The organism is Streptomyces sp. NPDC059957 (assembly GCF_042730015.1).
GTDB lineage: Bacteria > Actinomycetota > Actinomycetes > Streptomycetales > Streptomycetaceae > Streptomyces.
In genome coordinates, this window is record NZ_JBHWMB010000070.1 from 1 (window position 1) to 22,084 (window position 22,084).

Here is a 22,084-nt window from a genome sequence, read left to right on the forward strand (position 1 = left end):
GTGCGGCAGGGGTGCTGCCGGAGCGGGCCGGGCCGTCGCCGGGAGCGCCGGCCACACGCGGAGTGCGGGCCGGGCGGTCGCCGGGGGCGCCGGCCGCGGCGCGGGGGGTGCGGGCGGGGCGGGCGGGGGCCGGGGGGAGCTGGCCCTTCATCGGGCCCCAGTCGTTGGGGTCCGGTACGCCCGGCGGGAGCATCTGGCGGCGCTTCGGGGCGTCCGGGTCGTGTGCCTCGCCCGGCTCCTTCGCGCCCGGCCAGGCCTTGGCGACGCGCGCCGCGAGGACGAAGTCCTTGCGCAGCGGGTGGCCCTCGAAGTTCTCGGGGAGGAGCAGCGGGACCAGGTTCGGGTGGTCCGTGAAGGCGACCCCGAACATCTCGAAGGTCTCGCGCTCGTGCCATTCGGCGCCGGCGTAGACGGCGACGGCCGAGGGCAGGGAGGGCGCCGAGTGCGGGACGGTGGTGCGCAGCAGGAGGCGGCGTACGCGGTGGTTCTCCAGGGAGACGACGTGCGCGCAGATGCGGAAGCCCGTGCCCGGCTCGTCCACCGCGCTCAGCCAGTCGAAGTAGGTGCAGCCCAGCTTGTCGCGGGCGATCTCCAGGGCGGGGATCCAGCTCGCGGTGGGGACGTCGACCGTGAGGACGGCGTAGGCGAAGGAGCCGACGGCTTCCTCGCCGAAGACCGTTCCCGCCGCGTCGGGGAGGGAGTCGTAGAGGTTCACGCGTCCGTCCCGGGAGCAGGGGGAGGGGATACCAGGCCGCTCGTGAGTTGCGCGGGAGACGGCGCGGGCGTGTTCGCGTAGCGCTCCGCCAGCGATTCGCGGGCGATCTTCTCCTGGAGCTTGAGGATGCCCTGGAGCAGTGCCTCGGGGCGGGGCGGGCAGCCGGGGACGTAGACGTCGACCGGGATGATCTGGTCGACGCCCTTGGTCACCGAGTACGAGTCCCAGTACGGGCCGCCGCAGTTGGAGCAGGCGCCGAAGGAGATCACGTACTTGGGCTCGGGCATCTGCTCGTACAGCCGCTTGACGGCCGGGGCCATCTTGTCCGTCACCGTGCCGGAGACGATCATGAGGTCCGCCTGGCGCGGGCCGGGCGCGAAGGGGATGACGCCGAGCCGGATGAAGTCGTGGCGGGCCATCGAGGCCGCGATGAACTCGATCGCGCAGCAGGCGAGGCCGAAGTTGAAGACCCACAGGCTGTAGCGGCGGCCCCAGTTGAGGACCACCTTCATGGGCTCGGGCGCGAGGCGGGACAGGACGCCCAGCCGCTTCGGCTCCGGGAGCAGCTGCGGCTCCGACGGCACGGCCGGGGTACCGGCCGGGGTCACAGCCATTCGAGGACGCCCTTCTTGTACGCGTAGAGCAGGCCGACGGCCAGGAAGCCGAGGAAGATGAACATCTCCACCAGCGTCGTGGCGCCGTAACCGGCGGCGGCGAACACCGTCGCCCAGGGGAAGAGGAAGATCGAGTCGACGGCGAAGATGACGTAGAGGAAGGCGTAGACGTAGTAGCGGACCTGGGTGTGCGCCCAGCCCTCGCCCACGGGGTCCACGCCGCACTCGTAGGTCAGCAGCTTCTCGCGGGTCGGGACGGACGGGCTCAGCAGGCGGTTGGCGCCGAAGGCCACCGCCACGAAGAGCACGCCGAGCGCGGCCAGGAGGCCGACGACCGAATACGTCCGGAAGTAGTCCGCGGCGAGCACGGATACGGTCGATACCGTTGGTTCGGGCACGTCCGTTCCTCGTTCCTCGGCCACTGTCGACGATCAGGTTGATCTGGTACGGACGGGAGTCTAGGGCCTGGGGTCCACGGGGTGGGGTTATCCCCCGTTTACCTCGGCCCGGCTACCCCATGGCACGAGGGGCCGTGGGCTTGGCAGGGTAGGCGCATGACCGCGAGCAAGCACACCCCCGACGACGGCGCTCCTCCTCCCGTCCGCGCACCCTTCGATGCCGTGACGTGGAAGGAAATCGCCTACCTGTTGAGCAATTTGCCCGCCGCCCTCATCGGGTTCGTCTACACGGTGGTGATGGTGGCGACCGCGGGCGGTCTGTCGGTGACCGCGATCGGTCTTCCGCTGCTCGCATGTGGCCTGTTCGTGTCTCGCCAATTGGGACGGCTGGAACGGGCCCGGGCGCGCGACCTCTTGGGCGTACGCGTCGACGAGCCGACGCCGATGCCCGGGCCGGGCCGCTCCGGGGGGTTCTTCCCCTGGCTGTGGGCGAGCCTCAAGGACCCGGTGGCGTGGCGGACCGTGCTGTTCGAGCTGATCCGGCTGCCGTGGGCGCTGGCCACCTTCACGGTGGCGCTGACCGGGCTGTTCGTGCTGTGGCCGGTGCTGCCGTGGGTGGTCCGCGGGCTCGCGAACGTGGACCGGGCGATGGTACGGGGCCTGCTGTCCCCCTCCGACGAGCTGGAGCGGCGCATCGCCGAGCTGGAATCCGACCGCGGTGTCGTGGTCGACACGGCGGCGGCGGACCTGCGGCGCATCGAGCGGGACCTGCACGACGGGGCGCAGGCCCGGCTGGTGGCGCTGGCGATGGGGCTGGGTTTGGCGAAGGAGAAGCTGCTGGAGGACCCCGAGGGGGCGGCGGCGATGGTGGACGAGGCGCACGGGGAGGTGAAGATCGCCCTCCAGGAGCTGCGGGACCTCGCGCGCGGGATCCACCCGGCGGTGCTGACCGACCGGGGGCTGGACGCGGCGCTGTCCTCGGTGGCCTCCCGGTGCCTGGTCCCCGTGAAGGTGGCGGTGGACCTGCCGGCGCGGCCGGCGGAGGCGATCGAGGGGATCGCGTACTTCGTGGTCTCGGAGCTGCTGCAGAACGTGAGCAAGCACGCCGGGCCGGGGGCGCGGTGCGCGGAGGTCGAGGTGTGGCGCACGGGTGGCTCCGCCGACGGGCGGCTGCTGATCCGGGTGTCGGACGACGGCCGGGGCGGCGCGGACGCGGCGGCCGGGTCGGGGCTGGCGGGGCTGGGTGAGCGGCTCGACGCGGTGGATGGCGTGCTGGTGGTGGAGTCGCCCGAGGGGGCGGGGACCGTGGTCACGGCGGAGCTGCCTTGGCGGGAGCGGGTGGCCCGGTAGGGCCTGGCGCCGACGGGTGGCCCGGTAGGGCCTGGCGCCGGCCGGAGGCCCTTCCGCCTCACACGCCGGCGGCGCTGGATGTGGTGCCCGCCGTGGGTGGGTGCGGCACCGCTCCCGGGGACCAGCCCCCGGGCCCCCGCGCCTCAAACGCCGGCGGGGCTGATTTTGGCTGGGGCGGCCTGCCCCGCGCGGCCGGACCTTGCACCCGCCGTGGGTGAGCGCAGCGCCGTACCCGGGGACCAGCCCCCGGACCCCCGCGCCTCAAACGCCGGCGGGGCTGATTTTTGGCTGGGGCAGCCTGCACGTGCCGGCCGTTGGGGCCGGAGTTTGGCTACGCCGGCCCGTACCCGCCGGCCCATGGGGCTGGAGTTTGGCTACGCCGGCCCGTACGTGCCGGCCCATGGGGCTGGAGTTTGGCTACGCCGGCCCGTACGTGCCGGCCCTTGGGGGTGGGGCCCCCCCCGGAGGGGTCCAACCCACCCGAGGTTGGGGAGTAGGTTTTGGGGGGGCTGGATCACCCGCCGGGTGATCCAGCCCCGCCGGCGTTTGAGGCGCGGGTCTGGGCGGAGCCCGGGGAACGGGCGAAGGGCGGGTAGGGGACTCTGCCTCGCCCAGCGGCGGTGTAGCCGGGGCCTGGGGCTGGTGGGGCTGGACCCGGGGTGTGCACCGGAGCCCAGGGTCGGGGTCGGGTCCGGGGTGGGGTTAACCCCCGGGGGGAGAGGCCGACCTGCCGGATGGTTGCGGGTGGGGGCTCCGCGGGAGGGTTGGGGGACACAGTGGATGAAGGGCGGGTAGGCGATATGGGTAGCGGCGCAGGCAGCGGCAGCGGTATCGGCAGGGTGGTGCGGGCTCCCTTCGAGGGGCGGACCTGGCGGGAGTTCGGGTACCTGTTGGTCGGGCTGCCGCTGAGCACCCTGTACTTCTCGCTCGCCATCACCGGCGTCAGCCTCGGCGCCGGACTGCTCGTCACCTTCCTCGGAGTCCCGGTGCTGGCCGGGGTGCTGGCCATGTGCCGCGGGTTCGGGCGCGTGGAGCGGGCCCGGGTGCGCGGGATGCTGCACCACGACATCGCCGAGCCCGCGCCGATCCGGGCGAAGAAGGGCGGGGCGATCGCCCGGATGGGGGCGCTGCTCAAGAGCGGGAGCGCCTGGCGGCACGTGCTGTACTCGGTCGTCCACTTTCCGTGGGCGGTGTTCGCCTTCTGTGTGGCCCTGACGTTCTGGGCCTACGGGTGGGCCATGCTGCTCTACCCGCTCTGGTTCTGGGTGTTCCCGGCCTTCACCGACCAGCCGGGGCTGCAGCTCTTCCAGAACGACGACTACTCCTTCTATCTGGACTCCCCGCTCGCGATCGCGGCGACCTGCGCGACCGGGCTCGCCCTCACCCTCGCCACCCCCTGGGTGGTCCGCGCCCTGACCACCGTGGACCGGGTTCTCGTCTGCGGGCTGCTCGGACCCTCGCGGCTCGACCACCGGGTCAGCGAGCTGGAGTCCGACCGGGGTGTCGTGGTCGACACCGCCGCGGCGGATCTGCGGCGCATCGAGCGCGATCTGCACGACGGGGCGCAGGCCCGGCTGGTGGCGCTGGCCATGGACCTGGGGCTGGCGAAGGAGAAGCTGACGGAGGACCCGCGGGCCGCCGCCCGCATGGTGGACGAGGCGCACGGGGAAGTGAAGATCGCCCTCCAGGAGCTGCGGGACCTGGCCCGCGGGATCCACCCGGCGGTACTGACCGACCGGGGGCTGGACGCGGCCCTGTCCTCGGTGGCCTCCCGGTGCGCGGTGCCCGTACGGGTGGCCGTGGACCTGCCGTCGCGGCCGGCGGCGGCGATCGAGGGGATCGCGTACTTCACGGTGTCGGAGCTGCTGCAGAACGTGAGCAAGCACGCGAGGGCCCGTACGGCCGGGGTCGACGTGTGGAAGTCGGGCGAGCGGCTGCTGATCCAGGTCGCCGACGACGGGGTCGGCGGGGCCGACGCCGTGGCCGGTTCGGGCCTGGCGGGGCTGGCCGAGCGGCTCGACGCCGTGGACGGGCTGCTCGTCGTGGAGTCCCCCGCCGGTGGCGGTACGACCGTCACCGCCGAGCTCCCCTGGCGCCGCGACGCCTGAGCCCCCGGGCCACGGCTTACGACCGCAGGCGACGGCTTACGACCGCACGGATGCCCCGTAGGGGGTGTCCGTGCGGTCGCACGTCGTCCCCCCTCCCCCGGCAGGACGCCCCACGGGGTGCCGTTCGGCCCGCCGGGAGCGGGGGCCAAAGCCCTGACTTTCGGGGGTGGGTGGCCCGGCGGGGCTCCCAGGGCCGAAAACAGCCGGTCCGGGGGTACGCGTTGATCGCGCTCCGGCCAAATCCAGGCCCAAGACTGGGATGCTTGGCCGAGTCAGGGAACACGGGGCATGAGCGGACGCGGGAGCAGCGAAGTCGTGGAAGACAGGGTGCGGGTGGTCATCGCCGAGGATTCAGTGCTGCTGCGTGAGGGCCTGACCCGGTTGCTGACCGACCGGGGGCATGACGTCGTCGCAGGCGTCGGGGACGCGGAAGCCCTGATCAAGACGGTGGCGGAGCTGGCGGCCGAGAACGCGCTGCCGGACGTGGTGGTGGCCGATGTGCGGATGCCGCCGACGCACACCGACGAGGGAGTGCGGGCGGCCGTACGGCTGCGGCGCGATCACCCCGGCATAGGTGTGCTCGTGCTGTCCCAGTACGTGGAGGAGCAGTACGCCACCGAACTGCTGGCCGGGTCCAGTACCGGGGTGGGGTACCTGCTGAAGGACCGGGTGGCCGATGTGCGCGAGTTCCTCGACGCCGTCGTCCGGGTGGCCCGGGGCGGTACCGCCCTGGACCCGGAGGTCGTGGCGCAGCTGCTCGGCCGCAGCCGCAAGCAGGACGTGCTGGCGGGGCTGACCCCGCGCGAGCGCGAGGTGCTCGGGCTGATGGCCGAGGGGCGGACCAATTCCGCGGTGGCCAAGCAGCTGGTGGTGAGCGACGGCGCGGTGGAGAAGCACGTCAGCAACATCTTCATGAAGCTGGGCCTGTCGCCCAGTGACGGGGATCACCGGCGCGTGCTGGCCGTTCTCACCTACCTAAGATCTTGATCAACTGACACTCTGTCAGGTAAGGCCGGATTCGGACCGACCGCCGAAGGGGCGGTCCAGAAAATGAGCAGCCCGGGGAAGCGATCCCTACGGACGTAGGGTTGACCTTGGGCAGTGCTCACGCCTCGAAGGAGGTCCAGTTCAGTGACCAGCCAGGTCAGTAGCCCAGCCGAACAGTCCGACGGGGCCGAAGGCGCAGTCGTCGGCGAACAGCGGACGCCCCCGGGCCCGAACAGCGAACCCGCAGGCCACACCGGGGACGCGGGGACCAAGGAAGTACGCCGACTCGATCGGGTGATCATCCGCTTCGCGGGTGACTCCGGTGACGGCATGCAGCTCACCGGTGACCGCTTCACCTCGGAGACCGCCTCCTTCGGCAACGACCTCTCGACGCTGCCGAACTTCCCGGCCGAGATCAGGGCGCCCGCCGGCACCCTCCCCGGCGTGTCGTCCTTCCAGCTGCACTTCGCCGACCACGACATCCTGACGCCGGGCGACGCCCCGAACGTCCTGGTGGCGATGAACCCGGCGGCGCTGAAGGCGAACATCGCGGACGTGCCGCGCGGCGCGGAGATCATCGTCAACACCGACGAGTTCACCAAGCGCCCGATGGCGAAGGTCGGCTACGAGACCTCCCCGCTGGAAGACGGCTCGCTGGACGCCTACAACGTCCACCCGGTGCCGCTGACCACCCTCACCGTCGAGGCGCTGAAGGACTTCGGGCTCTCCCGCAAGGAGGCCGAGCGCAGCAAGAACATGTTCGCGCTCGGGCTGCTGTCCTGGATGTACCACCGGCCCACCGAGGGCACCGAGACCTTCCTGCGGCAGAAGTTCGCGAAGAAGCCCCAGATCGCGGAGGCGAACGTCACCGCCTTCCGGGCGGGCTGGAACTTCGGCGAGACCACCGAGGACTTCGCCGTCTCCTACGAGGTGGCCCCGGCCACCCGCGCCTTCCCGGCCGGCACCTACCGCAACATCTCCGGGAACCTCGCCCTGTCCTACGGGCTCATCGCCGCAGGTCAGCAGTCTGATCTGCCGCTCTACCTGGGCTCCTACCCGATCACCCCGGCCTCGGACATCCTGCACGAGCTGTCGAAGCACAAGAACTTCGGCGTACGCACCTTCCAGGCCGAGGACGAGATCGCCGGCATCGGCGCGGCGCTGGGCGCGGCCTTCGGCGGCGCGCTCGCCGTGACCACCACCTCCGGCCCGGGCGTGGCCCTGAAGTCCGAGACGATCGGCCTCGCGGTCTCCCTGGAGCTGCCGCTGCTGATCGTGGACATCCAGCGCGGCGGCCCGTCGACCGGTCTGCCGACCAAGACGGAGCAGGCCGACCTGCTCCAGGCCATGTACGGGCGCAACGGCGAGGCCCCGGTGCCGATCGTGGCCCCGCGCACCCCGGCGGACTGCTTCGACGCGGCGCTGGACGCGGCCCGGATCGCGCTGACCTACCGGACCCCGGTGTTCCTGCTCTCCGACGGGTACCTCGCCAACGGCTCCGAGCCCTGGCGGGTCCCGGACGTGGCGGACCTGCCGGACCTGAAGGTGCAGTTCGCCGCCGGGCCCAACCACGAGCTCGCGGACGGCACCGAGGTCTTCTGGCCGTACAAGCGCGATCCGCAGACCCTGGCCCGCCCGTGGGCGGTCCCGGGCACGCCGGGGCTGGAGCACCGGATCGGCGGCATCGAGAAGCAGGACGGCACGGGCAACATCTCGTACGACCCGGCCAACCACGAGTTCATGGTCCGCACCCGCCAGGCCAAGATCGACGGCATCCGGGTCCCCGACCTGGAGGTCGACGACCCGGACGGCGCGCGGACCCTGGTGATCGGCTGGGGTTCGACGTACGGCCCGATCACGGCCGCCGTACGCCGGCTGCGGATCGCCGGGCTCCCCATCGCGCAGGCCCACCTGCGCCACCTCAACCCCTTCCCGAGGAATCTGGGCGAGGTCCTGAAGCGTTACGACAAGGTAGTGGTACCGGAGATGAACCTCGGGCAGCTCGCGACCCTCCTGAGGGCGAAGTACCTGGTCGACGCGGCGTCGTACAACCAGGTGAACGGCATGCCGTTCAAGGCCGAGCAGCTCGCCAACCATCTCAAGGAGGCCATCAATGACTGAGGTGACCGACAGCCCCTCCCTTCTCTCGCTGGTGCCCAAGGCGGCCGCCAAGCAGTCGATGAAGGACTTCAAGTCGGACCAGGAGGTCCGCTGGTGCCCCGGCTGCGGCGACTACGCGGTGCTCGCTGCCGTCCAGGGCTTCATGCCGGAGCTGGGGCTGGCGAAGGAGAACATCGTCTTCGTCTCGGGCATCGGCTGCTCCTCGCGCTTCCCGTACTACATGGACACCTACGGGATGCACTCGATCCACGGCCGCGCCCCGGCGATCGCGACCGGGCTCGCCACCTCGCGCCGCGACCTGTCGGTCTGGGTGGTCACCGGTGACGGGGACGCGCTCTCCATCGGCGGAAACCACCTGATCCACGCCCTGCGGCGCAACGTCAACCTCAAGATCCTGCTGTTCAACAACCGGATCTACGGGCTGACGAAGGGGCAGTACTCCCCCACCTCCGAGGTCGGCAAGATCACCAAGTCGACCCCGATGGGCTCGCTGGACGCGCCCTTCAACCCGGTCTCGCTCGCGATCGGCGCCGAGGCCTCCTTCGTGGCCCGTACGGTCGACTCCGACCGCAAGCACCTCACCGAGGTGCTGCGCGCGGCGGCCGCCCACGAGGGCACGGCGCTGGTGGAGATCTACCAGAACTGCAACATCTTCAACGACGGCGCCTTCGAGGTCCTCAAGGACCACGAGCAGGCCCAGGAGGCCGTGATCCGCCTGGAGCAGGGGCAGCCGATCCGCTTCGGCGCGGACAATGCCAAGGGCGTCGTGCGCAACGTGGCCACCGGCGACCTGGAGGTCGTGACGGTGACCCCGGAAAACGAGTCCCGGATCCTGGTCCACGACGCCTCCTCGGCCTCCCCGACCAACGCGTTCGCGCTGTCCCGGCTGGCCGACCCCGACACGCTGCACCAGACGCCCATCGGGGTGTTCCGCAACGTGCGGCGGCCCGTCTACGACACGCTCATGGCCGACCAGCTGGAGACGGCCGTGGACCGCAGCGGCAAGGGCGACCTGGGCGCGCTGCTGAGCGGGAACGACACCTGGACCGTCGTCGGCTGAACCGACTGCTCGGCCGTCCGCCGCAGCCCACCGGACCCCGACGAAGCCCGGACCCGCAGGGAGGGTCCGGGCTTCGTCGCGTCCCGGCCACCGCGCGGCAACGCAAGTGTCATGAGCATCTCGCCAGACACTAATGACTTTCGGTGCGTGCGGCGCTACCGTCGTCAGGTTGGCTTGAAGTAGCTCTGGAGGTCCCGTGAAGGCACAGAACGACCAGCGCACGGGGTTGCTCTACGGCTTCGCCTCGTACGGGATGTGGGGGATCGTGCCCCTCTTCTGGCCGCTCCTCCAGCCCGCCGGAGCGATCGAGATCCTCGCCCACCGCATGGTGTGGTCCCTGGCCGTGGTCGGCTTGGCCCTGCTGGCCCTGCGGCGCTGGGGATGGATGGCCGAGCTGCTGCGCCAGCCGCGCAAGCTCGCCCTCACGGCGGTCGCCGCCGCCCTGGTCACCGTGAACTGGGGCGTGTACATCTGGGCGGTCAACAACGGCGCGGTCGTCGAGGCGAGCCTCGGCTACTTCATCAACCCCCTGGTCACCATCGCGCTCGGCGTCCTGGTCCTCGGCGAGCGCCTGCGCCGCACGCAGTGGGCGGCGGTCGGGATCGCCGTCACCGCCGTGCTGGTCCTCGCCGTCGGGTACGGGCGGCCGCCGTGGATCTCGCTGATCCTGGCCTTCTCCTTCGCCCTGTATGGGCTGATCAAGAAGCAGCTCGGCATGGGCGGCCTGGAGTCGCTGACCGCCGAGACCGTGATCATGTTCCTGCCCGCCCTCGGCTACCTGCTGTGGCTCGGCGCGCGGGGCGAGTCCACCTTCAGCGCCCAGGGCCCGGGGCACGCAGCCCTGCTGGCCTCGGCCGGGCTGGTCACCGCGATCCCGCTGATCTGCTTCGGCGCGGCCGCGATCCGGGTCCCGCTGTCCACCCTGGGGCTGCTGCAGTACATGGCCCCGGTCTTCCAGTTCGGCCTCGGCGTCCTGTACTTCCACGAGGCCATGCCGCCCGCACGCTGGGCCGGCTTCTCGCTGGTCTGGGTCGCCCTCTCGATCCTCACCTGGGACGCCCTGCGCACCGCCCGCCGCTCCCGGGCCCTGCGCCTGGACGCCTTGGCGGCGCACCTGCCGAGCGGCCTGCCGACCGGCCTCCCGAGCACCCCGCCGAGCCCTCTCCCGAGCTCCCTGCCGAGCTCCCTTCCGGCCCCGGCGCGCGAGACCGCGTAACGCCGCTCGGAGCATCGGCGGGCGCGTCTTCGGACGCGCCCGTCCGCATGTCCGCCCCCGCTCCATCCCCGCCGCACCCCGACGCACCCCCGCCCCCGGGCCTACCCGTCCATCGGCAGCCCCGTCGTGGCGAGGCGGAGGCCGGGCGGCGCGTGCGCGGCCACCAGGGCCACGGCCTCCCCGGCCGTGGCGACCTCGCCCACCTCCCCGGCCGGATCGCGCCGCACCACGCGGAACCGCCCGTCGGGCAGCGGGATCACGAAGGGGACCGCCACCTCGTAGGGGAAGCGGGTCGTGCTGCTGAAGTGCACGTGGCAATGGCTCGTGTACGGATACAGCTGCCGCAGGAGCGGGTGCGCGTGGGCCGCCTCCAGCACCGCGATCGTGCCGAGTCGCCAGACCTCGGGCCCGAGGCGCTCCAGGTTGTCCTCCCATGTCCGCCGCCGATCGATCCACTGCGCCTCGACGACCGCCGAACGGATCTCTTCGTTCACATTCATCCGCCCAGTGTCCACTTGCACCGGCCCTGCGGGCGGCTCCGTCCCCCGCCCGCCCGCGAGCCGCACGCTCCGCCACTCGGCCAGCCGCGGTCGGGCGGAATCCAGGTTTCCTCTTATTCCACCGGCGACCCCGCCTCCTCGGCCGCATCCCGCCGGCCGAGTTCCGCGATCAGTGATCGCCGCAGGTCGCCACGGCCCGGCGGATATTCCGCTTTCCGCTCCGGCCGGATCGGCTTCCCGCTCAGGCCGACGAGAATTGCACACCAGCGACATAGGCATTTTTGGCTCGTTGACAACCCTGAGTTCCTGGCGCTTATATGAAGTCATCGAAGGGGGGGATGGCGAATGAGGACCAGCCGAAAGTCCCGATTCCGCAGCCGAATTGCATTAATCCATTGCCATCTCCAATTGAGGAGATGATATGAGCATAATCAAGCACACGCTTCCGCTCGCCGCCGCCGCCATCGTGCTGACGGCCGGGAGCATCGCAGGGCCCGGCTTCATCCAGGCCCAGTCGGCGGCCGCGAGCACCTCGGCCGTCACCGAGACTCCGTCACCAGCCGAGGCTCCGGCCGCCGAGGCCCCGGCGGCCGGCGAGGCTCCGGCGGCCCCCGAGGGCCAGGCGGGAATCTTCAACCCGCGGCCGGTCGCGAGAACCCCCGAGCAGCTGCTCAAGCTCCTGGGCGAGCGGATCAAGGCCAAGGACATCGAGGGCATCATCGCCCTGCACGAGACCGAAGCGGCGATCGTCGACTGGGACCTCTCGGTCATCCGGGGCCACGCCGCCATCCGGGCCTTCTACGTCGGATGGTTCGACCTGAACCCGGTGCTCACCGTCAACGCCCGCCAGACCGTCGCGACGGGCGGATGGCGCGGGTGGGACGGCGTGGTGCGCCAGCGCACGGCCTCCATCATGGGCGACTACAGCCTGGAGCAGGCCGGGCCGGACGGCACCCGCGTGAGCTTCACCGGCAACTTCTGCGACACCGTCGAGGAGCAGCTGGACGGTACCTGGCTCTACGTCCTGGACAACCCGTACCCGCCCCACGGCGGGGGCACGCCGGCGGCGGCCGCCCACCACTGATCCGGGCATCTCAGCGGTCTCGGCCTTTTCCGCTCAGCCCTTCGGCCGGCGAATTCTTTACGCGCATCGCACGCTTTATCAACCGCGCCGAAAAGCGAGCAGGGCGAGAAAACTCCGCCCACCCATGCGGGACCCGATCATCCCCATGGGTGGCCGGCCACCACTCAATCAACCCGAGGGGGAACCGTGCCGGGCATAGCCCCGATCTCGTCATACCCACTGCCGACGGCGGCCGAACTGCCCGCCAGCCAGGCCCCGTGGAAACCCGACCCCGACCGAGCGGCCCTGCTCGTTCACGATATGCAGCGCTACTTCCTCGCACCGTTTCCCGAGGAGATCCGCGATCCGCTGGTACGTCACTGCGCGATCCTGCGGGAGCGCTGCGCCGCCCTCGGGGTCCCGGTGTTCTACACCGCGCAGCCCGGTGGCATGACCGACGGGGACCGCGGCCTGCTCAAGGACTTCTGGGGTCCGGGCATGAGGGTGGACCCCGTCGACCGCCAGATCGTCGCGGAACTCGCGCCCCGGCCCGCGGACCAGGTGCTCACCAAGTGGCGCTACAGCGCCTTCTTCCGCTCGGACCTGCTGGCCCGGATGCGCGCCCAGGGCCGCGATCAGCTGATCGTCTGCGGGGTGTACGCACACGTCGGTGTGCTGGCGACGGCCCTCGAGGCGTTCAGCAACGACATCCAGCCGTTCCTGGTCGCCGATGCCGTCGGTGACTTCTCCGCCGAGTACCACCAGCTGGCCCTCGACTACGCGGCCGCCCGCTGCTCGGTGGTCACCACCACCGAGGAGGTCTTCACCACCGAGGAGGTCTTCCGATGAACCCGACGCAGCTGCTCGAGCACGTGCTGGGCGCCGATCCGGGTCCCTTCGCCCTGCTGCACCGCCCCGAGTCGCTGGGCGCGGACCGCGTGGAGATCCTGCTGGGCCAGGTCAGCACCCCGGCCCGGCTGGCCGACATCCCGCTCGGCGGCCGGAGCGGGGGGCCCGGCGGGGCCCGGCACGAGTCGCTGGTCCTGGTGCCCCACCAGCAGATCACCGAGCGCGGCTTCGTCGCCGCCGCGGACGGCTCACCGCTGATCGCGATGTCGGTGACCGACCAGGGTCAGATCTCCGTGCCGGACGCGCTGAGGGCCCTGCCGGACGAGCCGATCAGCCTGGACGGCGGGCACTTCGACACCGAGGACGAGGCCTACGCCGACACGGTCCGCGCGGTCCTCGACGACGAGATAGGCACCGGCGAGGGCTCCAACTTCGTCATCAAGCGCTCGTTCGTCACCACCATCACCGGGTACTCGACGCGCAGCGCGCTCAGCCTGTTCCGCCGGCTGCTCACCCGGGAGAGCGGCGCCTACTGGACCTTCATCGTGCACACCGGCACGCGGACCTTCGTGGGCGCCACTCCGGAGCGCCACGTCAGCCTGCGGGACGGCGTCGCCGCGATGACCCCGATCAGCGGCACCTACCGCTACCCGCCCACCGGACCTGACCGGTCGGAGGTCATGGAGTTCCTGACCGACGGCAAGGAGACCGACGAGCTGTACATGGTCCTCGACGAGGAACTCAAGATGATGGCCCGGGTCTGCCGGGGCGGCGGCCGGGTGAGAGGACCGTTCCTGCGGGAGATGTCCCGGCTCGCGCACACCGAGTACGTCATCGAGGGGCACAGCGACCTCGACCCCCGGGACATCCTGCGGGAAACGATGTTCGCGCCCACGGTGACCGGCAGCCCGCTCGAGAACGCCTGCCGGGTGATAGCCCGCTACGAGCCGCGCGGTCGCGGGTACTACGGCGGCATCGCGGCCCTCATCGGCCGCGACGCCGGCGGCGAGCGCACCCTGGACTCGGCCATCCTCATCCGCACCGCCGACATCCGTGCCTCGGACGCCGACGGCACCGGCCACGTGGAGGTCGGGGTGGGCGCGACCCTGGTCCGGCACTCCGACGCCGACGCCGAGGTCGCCGAGACCCGTACCAAGGCCGCGGGCGTGCTCGCGGCGCTGGGCGCCGCGAACCGGCTCGTCGAGGACCCGCTGGTCCAGAAGGCCCTGGGGAGCCGCAACGAGACGATCGCGCGCTTCTGGCTCAGCGACACCGCATCGCGGGCCCGGCCCCATCCGATGCTCGACGGCCGCCGGGCACTGATCATCGATGCCGAGGACACCTTCAGCTCGATGCTGGCCCACCAGCTGAGCGCCATCGGGCTGACCGTCGAGATCGCCGGCTTCGACGCGGCCCACCGCTTCGACGACCACGATCTCGTCGTCATGGGCCCGGGACCCGGCGACCCGCGGGAGGCCGGCCACCGCAGGATGGCCCACCTCGCCTCGTCGATCGAGGAGTTGCTCTCCCGGCGCATCCCCTTCCTGGCCGTGTGCCTGAGCCATCAGCTGCTGTCCCGCCACCTCGGGCTCGAACTGAGGCGCCGGGACGTCCCGAACCAGGGCACCCAGCGGGAGATCGACCTGTTCGGCTCGCGGGAGCGCGTCGGCTTCTACAACTCCTACGAGGCCCGGTCGCGGGTCGACCAGCTGGAGTGCCCCGGCGTCGGCGAGGTGAAGGTGAGCCTCGACCCGCGCACGGGAGAGGTGCACGCCCTGCGCGGGCCGCACTTCGGGTCCGTGCAGTTCCACCTCGAATCCGTGCTCACCCAGGACAGCGAGCGCGTCCTGACCGAGCTGCTCGTGCCCCTGATGGAAGCCGCGGAGGTAGTGAAGGTATGAAAGCCGCCATCTCCTGGTGGGACCTCTCCGGGTCCGGCCAGACCATCGACTCCTTGCGCGTCTACCTGCGGGACGAGGGAGTGGATCCGTGGACCGCGATCCGCGGACTGCGACTGAAGTTCTGGATCTCCGACCGGATCAACAACCGCTGGGGCGCGGTGATGCTGTGGGACTCCGACGCCGACCTGACGGCAGCGATGCCGCCGAACCGGGCCACCGAGCTCATCGGGTACCCGCCGACCGAGCGGATGACGACCGAGGTCGAGGCCATCGTCGAAGGCGTCCACTCCGGTGAACTCGCCGAGCGCGGACTGGCCTTCGAAGCCGTCGGGACGTCTTCGTGAGCGCGGCGCCCGGGTCCCTGGCCGCCGATGAGTTCGCCGCTCCGCCCGCCGAGCCGATGGACCTGCTCCGGGCCTGGTTCGACAGCGCCGTCGCGGACGCCGTACGCGAGCCGGGCGCGCTGGCACTGGCCTCGGCCGATGCCCGCGGCCGCGCCTCCAACCGGATCGTGCAGGTGCTCGCGGTGCGCGGTACGGGACTGGTGTTCACCAGCCACTCCGACAGCCGCAAGGCCCGGGACCTGGACGAGACGGGCTGGGCGTCGGGCGTCTTCTACTGGCGCGAGGCCGGCCGGCAGGTGAGCGTGAGCGGCCCGGCCCGCCCGCTGCCCGACGAGGAGTCCGACGCCCTGTGGGCCGCCCGGCCCGCCGCCGCGCACCCGATGTCGGTGGCCTCGTACCAGAGCGCACCGCTGCTGGACGAGGACGCGCTGCGCGAGCGGGCCCGGGAACTGGCCCGGGGCGCCGCCGCGCTGGCCCGCCCGGACCGCTGGCTGGGCTACCTGCTGGAGCCGGCATCGGTCGAGTTCTGGCAGTCCGACCCGCAGGACCGGCTGCACCGCAGGCTGCGGTACGAGCGCGACGGCTCCGGCTGGCGCACGGGCCGGCTCCAACCCTGACCGCGCTCCGAACCCCCTAGACCGAAGTGAGAGAAAGGCAAGCCGATGTGTGGAATTACGGGCTGGATCGCGTTCGACCGTGATCTGGAGCAGCAGCGCACCCAGCTGGACGCGATGACGCAGACCATGGCCTGCCGGGGGCCGGACGCCGGTGGCGCCTGGATCGAGCGGCACGCGGCCTTCGGGCACCGGCGGCTGTCGGTCATCGACCTGGAGGGCGGCGCCCAGCCCATGGTGGTGCCGACCGACAACGGACCGGTGTCGATCACCTACAGCGGTGAGGTCTACAACTTCACCGAACTGCGGGCCGAGTTGCTGCGCCGCGGCCACCGTTTCCGCACCAACAGCGACACCGAGGTGGTGCTCAACGGCTACGTCGAGTGGGGCGAGGCGCTCGCCGACCGGCTCAACGGCATCTACGCCTTCGCCATCTGGGACTCCCGCGTCGAGAAGCTCGTACTGATCCGCGACCGGATGGGCGTCAAGCCCCTCTACTTCTACGAGACCGAGGACGGGGTGATGTTCGGCTCCGAGCCGAAGGCGATCCTCGCCAACCCGCTGGCGGAGCGCGCGGTCGACCTCGCCGGGCTGCGGGAGCTGGTCAGCTTCACCCAGACGCCGGGGAGCTCGGTGTGGTGCGGGATGCGCGAGGTGGTCCCGGGCGGCATCGTCATCGTGGACCGCGCCGGCCTGCGCGAGCGCCGCTACTGGACGCTGCCCACCCGGCAGCACACCGATGACCTGAAGACCACCATCGGCAACGTGCGGGACCTGCTCGAGGACATCGTGGGCCGCCAGGTCGTCTCCGACGTACCCCGGTGCACCCTGCTCTCCGGCGGTCTGGACTCCAGCGCGATCACCGCGCTGGCCGCCGCCAAGCTCGGCGCGTCCGGCGAGAAGGTGCGCAGCTTCGACGTGGACTTCGTCGGACGGGCGGACGACTTCGTCGCCGACGAGCTGCGCGGCACCACGGACGCCCCCTACGCCCGGGAGGTGGCCGCCCGCGTCGGAACGCAGCACCAGTCGATCGTGCTCGACCACGCCTCGATCGCCGACCCGGACGTGCGACGGGCCGTCATCACCGCGCGGGACAGTCCGCTCAGCCTCGGCGACATGGACACCTCGCTCTACCTGCTGTTCCAGGCCATCCGCAAGCACTCCACGGTCGCCCTGTCCGGGGAGTCCGCGGACGAGGTCTTCGGCGGGTACCGGTGGTTCCACCAGCCGGAGGTCCAGGCCGCGAAGACCTTCCCCTGGATGGCGGTCTTCGTCAGCGGTGCCAAGGCCCAGGTGTCGGACCGGTTCAACCCGGGCATCACCGCCGCCCTCGACCTGCCGACGTACATCGCCGACCGGTACTCCGACGCGGTCGCGGAGGTCGAGCGGGCGGAGGGCGAGAGCGACCACGAGATGACGATGCGGGTGATGAGCCACCTGCACCTGACCCGCTTCGTCCGGATGCTGCTGGAGCGCAAGGACCGGATCAGCATGGCGGTGGGGCTGGAGGTCCGGGTCCCGTTCTGCGACCACCGGCTCGTGGAGTACGTCTACAACGCCCCGTGGTCGATGAAGACCTTCGACGGCCGGGAGAAGAGCCTGCTGCGCGCCGCGACCGCCGACCTGCTGCCCCAGTCGGTGCTGGAGCGGACGAAGGCCCCCTACCCGGCGACGCTGGACCCGCAGTACACGAACGCGCTGCTGCAGCAGTCCAAGGAACTGCTCGGGACCGACGACCCGGTCTTCGACATGGTCGACCGCAGCTGGCTCGAGGACATCATCCGGCAGGACCCGGCCTCCATGCCGCTCGACGTCCGCAACGGCATGGAGCGCGTGCTCGACCTGAGCACCTGGCTCGACATCTACCGCCCCGAGATCCGGCTCTGACGATGGGAACCGACCACGCCATGGAAACCGACCAGGCCCAGCACGAAGGGCTCGAAACCGACGCCGACCTGCGCGCCCGCCACCGTGCCGTCGTAGCCGACTACATGAGCCGCAAGGGCGAGACCCGCACGACGCGCTACCTGCTCTTCGCCGAGGACGGCAGCGCCGGCCTGTGGACCAGCGACACCGGCCGGCCGATCACCTCCCAGGGGCACGAGAAGCTCAAGGCGCACGGCGAGTGGTCGCTGCGCATGTTCCCCGACTGGGAATGGACCAACGTCGAGATCTTCGAGACGCAGGACCCGAACCGCTTCTGGGTCGAGTGCGACGGGGAGGGCCAGATCCTCTACCCCGAATATCCGCCCGGCCACTACACCAACCACTTCATCCACTCGTTCCTGCTCGAAGACGGAAAGATCAAGCAGAACCGCGAGTTCATGAACCCGCTCCAGCAGCTGCGAGCGCTGGGCATCGAGGTGCCGAAGGTCAACCGCGGCGGGATCCCCACCTAGGAAGCACCGCCTCCGGCCGCCCTGCCGGATCCGGGCCGTTCGGGCCGTCCACACACACGACAAGGAGAATCCGATGGGATCTCAGCTCAACCCCTACCTCGCCTTCGACGGGAACGCCCGGCAGGCGCTGGAGTTCTACCACGACGTCCTCGGCGGAAAGCTGGAGCTGGGCACGTTCGGTGACTTCGGCAATCCGGAGTCCCCCGACGCCGACAAGATCATGCACGCCACGCTCAGCACCGCGGACGGTTTCACGGTGATGGCGTGGGACGTCCCGGAGCGGGTTCCCTTCAACCCGGGCACCAACGTCGCGCTCTACCTCGGCGGCGACGACGCCCACCTGCGCGACTACTTCGAGAAGCTCTCCGCCGGCGGCACCGTGGCGATGCCCCTCAAGCAGCAGGTCTGGGGCGACGAAGCGGGCACCCTCGTCGACAAGTTCGGGATCACCTGGATGTTCAACATCACCCAGGGCCGGTCCTGACCGGACCTCCGCAGTGCGGGGCGGGGCCGTCCGACGGCTCCGCCCCCCACGGGGAGCACAGATTCATGTCCTGCCGCGGAAGACCGCGGCGAAGCGGTCCGGCCGGCAGCGGCCGGGAGTGGGGATGGTGAGGGATCCATGACAGTCGACGTGCAGGCCACCCGGAACGTGGTCGACATGATCACCGGCGGATGGAGGGCGCAGGCGCTCTACACCGCGGTCAAACTCGAACTGCCCGACCACATAGCGGCCGGCCGTGTCTCCGGCGCCGAGCTCGCGAAGGCGACCGGGGCGAACGAGCAGGGCATCCACCGCCTGATGCGCCTCCTGGTGGCCATGGGCGTGTTCGAGGGCAGCGAGGCCACCGGCTACCGCGGCACCCCGGTGAGCGCGGCCCTGCTCGACGGCCCGCAGTCCCTGCGCGACATGTGCCTGCTGTACGGCGAGGAGTTCTACTCCGCGTGGGGCCACGCGCACCACGCCATCAGCACGGAGAGCTCGGGATTCGAGGTCGCCTACGGCCGGCCGCTCTACGAGTACCTCGGTGAGGACGCGGCCACCGCCAGACGGTTCCAGCACACCATGAACGCCGCGAGCATGTTCTTCCACCAGGTGCCCGAGGCCTTCGACTTCGGGGGCAAGACGGTCGTGGACGTGGGCGGAGGCGGCGGGCACCTGCTCGCCACGATCCTCGGCGCCGTACCGGACGCCCGGGGCGTGCTCTTCGACCGCGAGCACATGATGCCGAAGGCGCGCGAGCACCTGGCCGCCACCGTCGGGCTGGACCGCGCCGAGCTGGTCGGCGGCGACATGTTCGAGGACGTGCCGGCGGGCGGGGACGTCTACGTCCTGTGCCGTGTGCTGGCCGGCCACGACGACGAAGCGGTCGTCGGCCTCTTCGAGAGCTGCCGCCGGGCCATGGCCGGCTCCTCGTCGCGGCTGCTGATCCTCGACCGTTTCGTCGAGGACGAGGACCCCACCGTGCTGCCCGCCCTGTGGGACCTGCACCTCCTGGTGACGACGGGCGGCGAACACCGCACCCTCGACAGGATCACGCGGCTGCTGAACCGGGCCGGCCTGGAGATCGCCGGGACCGCGGAGCTGCCCAGTGAGACGACCGCCCTGATCGCCGCGCCGCGCACCCCCTCGCACCCCTAGGGACAGGAGACTCCGGTGCTCAAGATGGCAACGATCGGCGTCTACGGCTTCGACGCCGACTCCTACCTGCAACGACTTCAACAGGCCGGTGTGCGCCTGGTGCTCGACGTACGCCAGCGCCGCGGCGTCCGCGGCCCGGACTATGCCTGGGCGAATTCACTGCGGCTGCAGGCGGCCCTCGCCGAGGCCGGGATCGCCTACGAGCATCACCGTGAACTCGCCCCGACCACCGAGCTGCGCCACCTCCAGTACGCCGAGGACGACCGCCAGGGCGTCGGCAAGCGCTCCCGCCACGAGCTCGCCGCCGAGTACACGCGTCGCTACACCGGCGAGATCCTCGACCCCGCCGACCTCGACCCGATCGTGTCGCGGCTGCCGGCCGACGGGACCGCGGCACTGTTCTGCGTCGAGCGCGACGCGGAGGCCTGCCACCGGTCACTGGTGGCACGGCGCCTGGCCGAGCAGCACCACGTGGCGATCGAACACCTGAGGCCACTGTGAGGGACGCCGTGACGGACGAGATGCTTCCGCGCGGCGCGCGGCGACCGCGGATCGCGGTGTTCGCCGGACCGACGGCGACGGTCCTGAACACACCGGACCTGGTCACGTCGAACAAGGCGCGGGTGCGCCACGGTCTGCCGCTGCTCCCCTCCCGGTTCGACGTCCTGCGTTCCCAACGGCTCGCGGCGCCCGTGACCTTGTACGTCGAGGCGTTCAGCGCACACCCGCTCGAACGGGAGTCGGCCGATCTGTACGCCCCGCCGGACGGCTGGCTCGACAAGGAGGGAACGTTCCACCAGGAGCACCCCTTCGACGGCGCCGACGACGCCACCCCGGTGTACGTCGTCGAACTCGACCCGGCCGACGGCCTCTACCCCCTGCCCTATATAGGCAGGCAGGCGGACGGCTCCGCCTGGGAGGAGACCGCGGCAGCCCCCTTCGCGCCGGCGGCGGGCGCCCGCCAGACGTTCTACCCCGACGCCCGGCGCCTGTACGAGGAGATCGAGCGGTACGGGCTCGCCGACCTCGGAACCACCGTCGCGCTCGGTGCGATCGCCGACTTCGACTTCTTCCGCGCCGCTCCGTCGGGCGGATACACGACGGGCCCCGATGCCGAACGCCTCGGGCAGGACTTCTTCGTCTACTACCCGTACCACCTCCAGAGCGAACCGGGCCTGGCGAACCTGGCCGAGGCCACCAACCAGGTCCAGGCCGTCCTCGACACGGGCGGGTTCACCGGCGTCCAGTGGCTCGAGGGGAGTCCGACGGTCGACGAGACCCTGTACTGGCTCGGACTGCTGGTCGACACCACGGTGCCGCTCGTCGGGCACGCGGCCCAGCGCCGCCACCAGTCCCTGAGCGCCGACGGCGACCGCAACGTGGTGGACGGCGTGAAGTTCATCGCGTCGGGCGTCGCCCTGGACGAGACGGGCGCGGACCGCATCGGAGCCTGCGTGATCGTCGACGAACTCGTGTACTCGGCCCGCGACGTGACCAAGGTCGACGCCCGGCCCGGGGGGTACGAGGTCACCGGCGGGCACGGAGGAGTGGTCGCCGACATGGGCGGCTACGGTCCCCCGCAGCTCACCTACCTCCCGGCGCGCAGGCACACCCACCGCTCGGAGCTGCGCCTGAGCGTGCTCCCCGACCGGGTGGCCGGCGTCACCGGGGCCCTGGACACCGGTGTGTCCCTGGTCGACGTGGAGACGAAGGACGCCGCCGGGCTCGTGCCCGCCGCCATGCCGCACGTCTCGATCACCAAGTACAGCCGGTACGCGGCCACGGGCGCGGGCGCCGGCCACCCGTCCCTCTCCGACGACGAGGTCGAGATCCTCGCCCGGATCGACGCCGGCCTCGCGGGGGCGCCCCTGACCGGATTCGTCTGTGAGGGCATGTCGCCTTTCGGGATGGCCGACCCGGCGAAGAACGCGGCCCTGGGCGTCGCCGTCTTCGCCGGCATGCCGGTGGTCCGTACGGGCCGTGGCAACACCGGGGGCATGGCGTACCGGACGGATCCGGTGTTCATCTCGGGCAACAACCTCACGGCCACCAAGGCGCGCCTGCTCCTCATGGCCGCGCTGCTGGGGCTCGGCGCCCTGCCGCCGGCCGCGGATCCGTTCAACCCGACTCCCGCCGAGTACGCGGCCACGGCCCGGGCGGTCGCCCGGTACCAGGTCCTGTTCGACACACACTGACACCACTT

21 protein-coding genes are annotated in these 22,084 nt (G+C 71.2%); 17 read left to right on the forward strand and 4 right to left on the reverse strand.

Annotation, left to right across the window (positions count from 1 at the left end; genetic code table 11):
* From ACFWBW_RS33175 to ACFWBW_RS33185, 3 genes are all read right to left on the reverse strand, one after another.
* Positions 1-715: NADH-quinone oxidoreductase subunit C (locus ACFWBW_RS33175; protein WP_385380587.1), on the reverse strand; the 715-nt coding region annotated here is incomplete at its 3' end.
* Positions 712-1,329 (reverse strand): NADH-quinone oxidoreductase subunit B, encoded by a 618-nt coding sequence (locus ACFWBW_RS33180; RefSeq protein WP_385380590.1) that lies wholly within the window; start codon positions 1,327-1,329, stop codon positions 712-714. The genes ACFWBW_RS33175 and ACFWBW_RS33180, both read right to left, overlap by 4 nt.
* Positions 1,320-1,727, reverse strand: coding sequence for an NADH-quinone oxidoreductase subunit A (locus ACFWBW_RS33185; protein WP_250740903.1), 408 nt, complete (start codon positions 1,725-1,727; stop codon positions 1,320-1,322). The genes ACFWBW_RS33180 and ACFWBW_RS33185 overlap by 10 nt, the downstream gene beginning before the upstream one ends.
* 156 nt (positions 1,728-1,883) lie before the next feature.
* Between ACFWBW_RS33185 and ACFWBW_RS33190 the strand changes: the two genes are divergently transcribed.
* The 6 genes from ACFWBW_RS33190 (at position 1,884) to rarD (ending at position 10,569) form a co-directional block, all read left to right on the forward strand.
* Positions 1,884-3,077: a sensor histidine kinase gene (locus ACFWBW_RS33190; protein WP_385380593.1), complete on the forward strand. Its 1,194-nt coding sequence runs from the start codon at positions 1,884-1,886 to the stop codon at positions 3,075-3,077.
* Positions 3,078-3,877: 800 nt separating this feature from the next.
* Entirely contained in the window at positions 3,878-5,185 is a 1,308-nt protein-coding gene (locus tag ACFWBW_RS33195) for a sensor histidine kinase (protein WP_385380596.1), read from the forward strand.
* Between the two features lie 327 nt (positions 5,186-5,512).
* Positions 5,513-6,172: a response regulator transcription factor gene (locus ACFWBW_RS33200; RefSeq protein WP_308313410.1), complete on the forward strand. Its 660-nt coding sequence runs from the start codon at positions 5,513-5,515 to the stop codon at positions 6,170-6,172.
* 144 nt (positions 6,173-6,316) lie between these two features.
* Positions 6,317-8,293: a 2-oxoacid:acceptor oxidoreductase subunit alpha gene (locus ACFWBW_RS33205; protein ID WP_385380599.1), complete on the forward strand. Its 1,977-nt coding sequence runs from the start codon at positions 6,317-6,319 to the stop codon at positions 8,291-8,293.
* Positions 8,286-9,353, forward strand: coding sequence for a 2-oxoacid:ferredoxin oxidoreductase subunit beta (locus tag ACFWBW_RS33210; protein ID WP_385380602.1), 1,068 nt, complete (start codon positions 8,286-8,288; stop codon positions 9,351-9,353). Before ACFWBW_RS33205 ends, ACFWBW_RS33210 begins: the two co-directional genes overlap by 8 nt.
* 196 nt (positions 9,354-9,549) lie before the next feature.
* Entirely contained in the window at positions 9,550-10,569 is a 1,020-nt protein-coding gene (rarD, locus tag ACFWBW_RS33215) for an EamA family transporter RarD (protein WP_385380605.1), read from the forward strand.
* Positions 10,570-10,670: 101 nt separating this feature from the next.
* On the opposite strand, the gene ACFWBW_RS33220 is transcribed toward rarD, so the two are convergent.
* The gene (locus tag ACFWBW_RS33220; protein WP_385380608.1) at positions 10,671-11,069 is read right to left on the reverse strand and encodes a DUF6193 family natural product biosynthesis protein; all 399 of its coding nucleotides are present in this window, start codon (positions 11,067-11,069) and stop codon (positions 10,671-10,673) included.
* A gap of 421 nt (positions 11,070-11,490) precedes the next feature.
* On the opposite strand from ACFWBW_RS33220, the gene ACFWBW_RS33225 reads away from it, so the two are divergent.
* From ACFWBW_RS33225 to ACFWBW_RS33275, 11 genes are all read left to right on the forward strand, one after another.
* Positions 11,491-12,153 (forward strand): YybH family protein, encoded by a 663-nt coding sequence (locus ACFWBW_RS33225; protein ID WP_385380611.1) that lies wholly within the window; start codon positions 11,491-11,493, stop codon positions 12,151-12,153.
* Between the two features lie 186 nt (positions 12,154-12,339).
* Positions 12,340-12,981 carry an isochorismatase family protein gene (locus ACFWBW_RS33230; protein ID WP_385380614.1) on the forward strand — a complete coding sequence of 214 codons (642 nt, stop codon included), beginning with the start codon at positions 12,340-12,342 and terminating at the stop codon, positions 12,979-12,981.
* Positions 12,978-14,882: an anthranilate synthase family protein gene (locus ACFWBW_RS33235; RefSeq protein WP_385380617.1), complete on the forward strand. Its 1,905-nt coding sequence runs from the start codon at positions 12,978-12,980 to the stop codon at positions 14,880-14,882. The genes ACFWBW_RS33230 and ACFWBW_RS33235 overlap by 4 nt, the downstream gene beginning before the upstream one ends.
* Positions 14,879-15,226 (forward strand): hypothetical protein, encoded by a 348-nt coding sequence (locus ACFWBW_RS33240; RefSeq protein WP_385380620.1) that lies wholly within the window; start codon positions 14,879-14,881, stop codon positions 15,224-15,226. The genes ACFWBW_RS33235 and ACFWBW_RS33240 overlap by 4 nt, the downstream gene beginning before the upstream one ends.
* Entirely contained in the window at positions 15,223-15,843 is a 621-nt protein-coding gene (phzG, locus tag ACFWBW_RS33245; RefSeq protein ID WP_385380623.1) for a phenazine biosynthesis FMN-dependent oxidase PhzG, read from the forward strand. The genes ACFWBW_RS33240 and phzG overlap by 4 nt, the downstream gene beginning before the upstream one ends.
* 45 nt (positions 15,844-15,888) lie before the next feature.
* The gene (asnB, locus tag ACFWBW_RS33250) at positions 15,889-17,727 is read left to right on the forward strand and encodes an asparagine synthase (glutamine-hydrolyzing) (protein WP_385380626.1); all 1,839 of its coding nucleotides are present in this window, start codon (positions 15,889-15,891) and stop codon (positions 17,725-17,727) included.
* A 2-nt stretch (positions 17,728-17,729) separates the two neighbouring features.
* Entirely contained in the window at positions 17,730-18,239 is a 510-nt protein-coding gene (locus tag ACFWBW_RS33255; RefSeq protein ID WP_385380629.1) for a PhzA/PhzB family protein, read from the forward strand.
* Positions 18,240-18,312: 73 nt separating this feature from the next.
* Entirely contained in the window at positions 18,313-18,723 is a 411-nt protein-coding gene (locus ACFWBW_RS33260) for a VOC family protein (RefSeq protein ID WP_385380632.1), read from the forward strand.
* Between the two features lie 138 nt (positions 18,724-18,861).
* Positions 18,862-19,881, forward strand: coding sequence for a methyltransferase (locus ACFWBW_RS33265; protein ID WP_385380635.1), 1,020 nt, complete (start codon positions 18,862-18,864; stop codon positions 19,879-19,881).
* A gap of 24 nt (positions 19,882-19,905) precedes the next feature.
* Positions 19,906-20,382: a DUF488 family protein gene (locus ACFWBW_RS33270; protein WP_385380685.1), complete on the forward strand. Its 477-nt coding sequence runs from the start codon at positions 19,906-19,908 to the stop codon at positions 20,380-20,382.
* A gap of 8 nt (positions 20,383-20,390) precedes the next feature.
* A complete protein-coding gene (locus ACFWBW_RS33275; protein ID WP_385380637.1) occupies positions 20,391-22,076 on the forward strand; it encodes an asparaginase domain-containing protein in 1,686 nt (561 codons plus the stop codon).
* Positions 22,077-22,084 lie beyond the last annotated feature (8 nt).